We start from the raw sequence: 5298 nt of genomic DNA on the forward strand, positions 1-5298 counted from the left end.
CAATAATCCTCGTAAATTGATGGTGGATATTGCTTTTAACTGTGGCTTTTCAGATCAGGCGCATTTTTCCCGTGTGTTTAAAAAAATTGAGGGTTTAACTCCTAAACAATATCGAAAAAAGTGATTTTAAGCGATAGTAAGAGTCAAGATGAAATCTTATCTTATCGTTTTAATCTAGACATAGTTGCTTGAGTTTGTTGTAAAAATGCTTCTATTAGAGGTTTTCCCAATTGTAGCAATGGCTCTACTATCTTTTCTCCTGCTGTTTCTGGGGTTCCTGCATTAAAAGGTGGTTGAGGATTATATTCCATCATTAATTGAGCCATTTTAGCCAGATCTTCTCCCCAAAGTAAATTGAGCAAAGTTAAACCAAAATCAATTCCTGAAGTAACGCCAGCCCCCGTAATGCGATCGCGATCTATTACTACTCTTTCAGAAATAACTTCAACTCCTAACAAAGCTAATTGTTCTTGAAATGCCCAATGACAAGTAGCTTTATATCCTTGTAAAAGGTTGGCTGCTGCTAAGATTAACGAACCAGTGCAAACACTAGTTATATACTTAGCGGCGGTACTTTTTTGTTGTAAAAAGCTGAGAATTGATTCATCTTTCATTACTTCAACTTGTCCCATTCCTCCACCAGGAACACAAATAACATCTAATGTGGGACAATTACTTAGTGTTGTTGTCGGTGTAATTATTAAACCCTCACTGCTGAGAATTGGAGTTAGAGTTTTACAGACTAAATGTAGTGTTGCATTGGGTGAAAAAGACAAAACCTGATAAGCCCCCATTATATCTAATTGAACGACATCGGAATAGACTAAAAAGCCAATATTGATTTGTTTCATTAGGCTTGAGTATTGTAAGAAATTGTTTGATCTGAGACGATCCTAAAGAAAAGTTATCAGTCTGAATAGTACCCAAGTGGGTAGACTTTGAATTTAAGTGCGATTATGATTTTGCATTCCCTATTCCAAAAAATGGCAACTGCATCAACTGAAGCCGAATTAAGATTCAGAGTGATGGATGATATTAGTCAATATTTTGGAGTGCAACGATGGGGTATATATCTAGTAGATGAAGATAATAATTTAATTAGTTGTGATGTTTGTGGAGTTAGCGATCGCTTTGTAGAAAAATATCAACAAATTGGTAAATCTGTCGATCCTGTACTCAGGTACGTTCAAGAATATCACGCTCCAGCCCACGAAGAATTAGTCTTACCCAAAGGAACATGGAAGCAAAGCCAACTTTATCAAAAATGCTGCATTGAGGGCGATCACGAGCATATTCTGACTGGCCCGATTGTCGGTAATGGTAAATTAATAGGAACGATTAACTTTGCCCGTGTTGGGGATACACCCGCTTTTAACACACAAGATTTGAGTAATTTGAGTGCTGTTTGTCTTCATTTATCTGCTTGTTTGGCTATTATCCGTAACCCAAGCTATGGAACAAACTTATCTCATTTTAGAGGTAATCAGAATCTGTCGATAATGCTTTTAACTAAGCGAGAAATTCAAATTGCTAGTTTAGTGGCTAAGGGATTAACTAATGGAGAGATTGGTCAGGAATTATGGATTAGTCAAAATACTGTGAAACAAGCCTTGAAAAAGATGTTTCGTAAGTTAGAAGTTTCTTCTAGGACTGAGATGGTAGCACAATTAAAAGATTTGCTGATTTAATTTACTAAAAGAGCTTTTAGCTTTAAATATCACTTAAGTAAATAGCTAATAAGGGACAGCAAAGCGCGAAAACATGTTCCTACTAAAATAGCAAGAATCTTCAAAAAACCAAGCAAAATCTTTCAAGAGATATTTTTTCGGCTTCTGTAAATTGAACATATAAGGTTTAAAAACTAAGAAGCAAAACTGTGAAAAATCTACTTTTAGCTACTGCTACCGTTGCTACACTGCAATTATCTCTAATAGATGATGCGATCGCAGCACAAATAAAAAAAGTTAACTTTACCAGTAATAATCAAAATTTAGTTGGTAATCTTTATCTTCCCGATGACTATCAAGAAGAAACTAAATTACCTGGTGTTGTGGTGACTGGTGCTTGGACAACGGTAAAAGAACAAATGCCTGCAACCTACGCCGAGGAATTAGCCGATCGCGGTTATGCAGTTTTGGCTTTTGATTTCCGCAATTGGGGAGAATCGGGTGGAAAAGAGCGTCAGTTAGAAAATCCTGCTAATAAGACTCAAGATATTATTGCTGCTGCTAATTATCTAAGCATACGCCCAGAAGTAGATGGGAATAAAATTGCTGGGTTGGGAATATGTGCCAGTGCAGGATATATGGCAGATGCAGCAGTGCAAAGTGAAGACATTAAAGCGATCGCCCTGGTTGCGCCTTGGTTACATAACCAGGAAATTGTTAACGAAGTCTATGGCGGTAAAGAGTCAGTCCAAAGTTTAATTGATACTAGTCGAAAAGCACAGTCTAAATACGAAGCCACAGGAGAGTTATCTTTAGTACCTGCTGCGAGTATGACAGATAAGAATGCAGTTATGTATCAAGCACCATATTATACCGATCGCGATCGCCAACTACTTTTGTCGAGAAAACTTTACCATCAGATTTGTAAAAAACAGCGATCGCTTTGTGGAAAACAGTAATCTAAACTTTGAATGCAAAAACATTTAATTGTGTTTAAAAATCGTTTGACACTAAACACCTAATGTTTTTAAAATATCATTGCGAGTTTCCTCTGGTGTTTTTGCTTTGCTGTATACCGTATACTTTGCCAATTTATAATTTGAGGAATGTCTAACAAAATACTCATTAATCTCTAGACGCTCATCTGACATTAATTCACTACGTTCGTTCAAAATTTGTATTGACTCATCTTGATCGGGTGAAGGAAGTAACAAAAAAACGTTAGGATAAGGATCTAAAACTCGTTGAACCTTCTAAAATAGATGATTGTCATCATATACTGAGTGACCAGCCCCAAAATCAATTATGCAATTATGTTGGTCTGTTAGTAGTCTTTCGACTGCATAGGCTTCAAAGGATTTCCAATATTGTTGAACTCCCCAGAAACCTTCAAGTTGCTGTTTCTGTTTGGCTAAATTTTCGTTATAGCCGATTTCTTGATAGTATTGCCATCGCCAGTCATCCATCGAACATTGTGGGATACCAAAATAATTAGCAAGCAGTTTTCCAATAGTAGATTTGCCAGCATTCATCGGGCCAATCAGGATAACATCTGATAGCATAATATATTTATTATTTTCAGCAAACACTTTAATTCAGATATATCAAGGCTATTTACTTTCATCCACAAAACCAACTAACTTCATTATTCGATCTTGTTCGTCAATTTCGCCGAAAAAACTTCCTTGAGTAAAAAGATCGCCATTAGGTTTAACCATTTGCCAAGCAAATCGAAAATAACCATGATGACTATCTGGGTCAGAAGCTAAATTTAAATTAAGATCGGGAAACTTTTCGCGAAAGCGATCGATAAATTGACAATGTAATTCTCTACTTGTAATAGTGTCTGGTAAGTGAGAGTCAACATAAAGACAGTTTTCAGCCAAAACTTTTGTCATTAAAATCACTCTTTCTTCTGAGTCTGAACTATTCCAAGCTGCTACATAATCCTGAATTACTTGTGTGGTTTCTGGCATATCTTGAATTTCTGTAATTATCTCCAACTCAACATAACAAAAATAATCAACGTCAATAATGAATAATATTGAAGTAGTCAAAAAACTGTATCAAGCATTCCGCGAACAAGATTATGATACATTTTTACGCCTTAGCATAGAAGATATCGAGTGGATTCAAAACAAAGGCTTTCCAGGTGGTGCTACATATAAGGGTGCATCCGCAGTTATTGAAGGGGTTTTTAAAGCGAATAATGATAAATGGTCAGACTTTGCTTATCACATTGAAGAAATTTTAGATGCAGGCAATTCGATAATTGTAATAGGTAAATATTCGGGACGCGATCGCCTTTCTGGTAAATCTATGAGTGCTGCTGCTGCTCATATTTACGATCTGCATGATGGTAAAATTGCTCGTTTTCGGATGTTTGCCGATACTAAAAGTATCTGGAATGCTATGGCTGATTAACTTAAAGTGCTGTAATTTGCGATCGCCAAGCGTAGGCGAAGCCTAATGGGACTTTGACAAAAAACTAGGTTCAAAAAGGGGTGAAAGCCTCATGTATTAATGGTTTAACCTCAAAATAACTAAATCCTTAATATATCTGGGTTTCAGGCGAATTTACCTCTTCGAGGTAAATTCGGCGTCTGGCAAGGCTTTCACCCCTTTTTGATAGGTAAAAATTGTCAAAGTCCCGCTAATCGCGAATTAAGTGATTGAGCAAGAATCTTCAAAAAATGGCTCAAAAGCTTTCAAGAAATAATTTTTCGATTTCTGTAAATTGAACATATAGAGTTTAGAAATAGAGAAACAAGAACTATGCAATACAAACTACTCGGAAAAAGTGGACTTAGAGTATCTGAACTTTGTTTGGGAACAATGACCTTTGGTGAAGACTGGGGTTGGGGTTCGTCCAAAGAAGAAAGTAAGAGAATTTACGACGTTTTCCGCGAAGCTGGCGGTAATTTTATCGATACTGCCAACGTTTATACTAATGGTACGAGTGAGAAGTTTCTCGGTGAATTTATTGCTCACGAAAGAGAAGCTGTTGTTTTAGCCACTAAATATACTAACGGTTTTGGTGATGGAAATCCTAATGGTAGCGGAAATCAGCGCAAAAACATGGTGCAGTCGGTAGAAGCTAGCCTCAAGCGTTTAAATACTGATTATATCGATATTTTATGGCTGCATCTTTGGGATTTTATGACCCCTGCTGAGGAAGTAATGCGAGCGTTTGACGATTTAGTTCGAGCAGGAAAAGTCTTATATATCGGTATTTCTGATGCTCCTGCTTGGGTAGTATCTCAGTGTAATACCTTAGCCGAATTACGAGGCTGGACGCAGTTTATCGGCTTACAAATTGAATATAGTTTGATTCAACGCGCCCCTGAAAGAGAACTATTACCAATGGCGCGGACTTTAGATATTGGTGTGACTGCATGGTCACCTTTAGCTAGTGGCTGGCTGACAGGTAAATATACCAAAGAGAATGGAAATAAAGAAGAACGCAGATTAGATAATGAAATGATGGAAGGTTTTATTGATAAAAGCGATCGCAATACTACCATCGCTCAAGAAGTAGATAAAGTCGCTCAACAAGTAGGCAAAAGTTCATCACAAGTCGCTTTAAGTTGGTTACTGAGTAAAGGCGTAATTCCAATTATTGGTGCAAGAA

The 5298-nt window shown here is 37.0% G+C and carries 9 protein-coding genes; 5 read left to right on the top strand and 4 right to left on the bottom strand.

What is annotated here, in order from left to right:
• The first annotated feature begins 19 nt into the window (after positions 1–19).
• Positions 20–124, top strand: coding sequence for a helix-turn-helix domain-containing protein (locus tag C7B62_RS27290; RefSeq protein WP_370304191.1), 105 nt, complete (start codon positions 20–22; stop codon positions 122–124).
• Between the two features lie 37 nt (positions 125–161).
• Here C7B62_RS27290 and C7B62_RS24315 read toward each other — a convergent pair whose 3' ends face one another.
• Entirely contained in the window at positions 162–851 is a 690-nt protein-coding gene (locus C7B62_RS24315) for a DJ-1/PfpI family protein (protein WP_106243814.1), read from the bottom strand.
• A gap of 132 nt (positions 852–983) precedes the next feature.
• Here C7B62_RS24315 and C7B62_RS24320 point away from each other — a divergent pair, with 132 nt between their 5' ends.
• The gene (locus C7B62_RS24320) at positions 984–1688 is read left to right on the top strand and encodes a LuxR C-terminal-related transcriptional regulator (protein ID WP_106243832.1); all 705 of its coding nucleotides are present in this window, start codon (positions 984–986) and stop codon (positions 1686–1688) included.
• Positions 1689–1876: 188 nt separating this feature from the next.
• Positions 1877–2626 carry an alpha/beta hydrolase gene (locus C7B62_RS24325; protein ID WP_106243817.1) on the top strand — a complete coding sequence of 250 codons (750 nt, stop codon included), beginning with the start codon at positions 1877–1879 and terminating at the stop codon, positions 2624–2626.
• 51 nt (positions 2627–2677) lie between these two features.
• Here C7B62_RS24325 and C7B62_RS26360 read toward each other — a convergent pair whose 3' ends face one another.
• From C7B62_RS26360 to C7B62_RS24335, 3 genes are all read right to left on the bottom strand, one after another.
• On the bottom strand, positions 2678–2818 hold the full coding sequence (locus C7B62_RS26360; protein ID WP_199194366.1) for a hypothetical protein: 141 nt from the start codon (positions 2816–2818) through the stop codon (positions 2678–2680).
• Between the two features lie 102 nt (positions 2819–2920).
• Positions 2921–3229, bottom strand: coding sequence for a hypothetical protein (locus C7B62_RS26365; RefSeq protein WP_199194367.1), 309 nt, complete (start codon positions 3227–3229; stop codon positions 2921–2923).
• A 48-nt stretch (positions 3230–3277) separates the two neighbouring features.
• On the bottom strand, positions 3278–3643 hold the full coding sequence (locus tag C7B62_RS24335; protein ID WP_106243820.1) for a transposase: 366 nt from the start codon (positions 3641–3643) through the stop codon (positions 3278–3280).
• A 58-nt stretch (positions 3644–3701) separates the two neighbouring features.
• On the opposite strand from C7B62_RS24335, the gene C7B62_RS24340 reads away from it, so the two are divergent.
• Complete coding sequence (locus C7B62_RS24340) at positions 3702–4091, top strand: nuclear transport factor 2 family protein (RefSeq protein WP_106243824.1); 390 nt, start codon at positions 3702–3704, stop codon at positions 4089–4091.
• A gap of 351 nt (positions 4092–4442) precedes the next feature.
• Positions 4443–5298 (top strand): aldo/keto reductase (locus C7B62_RS24345; protein ID WP_106243827.1); only part of this gene is annotated, 856 nt, incomplete at its 3' end.

The sequence above is a fragment of the Pleurocapsa sp. CCALA 161 genome, assembly GCF_003003995.1.
GTDB lineage: Bacteria > Cyanobacteriota > Cyanobacteriia > Cyanobacteriales > Xenococcaceae > Waterburya.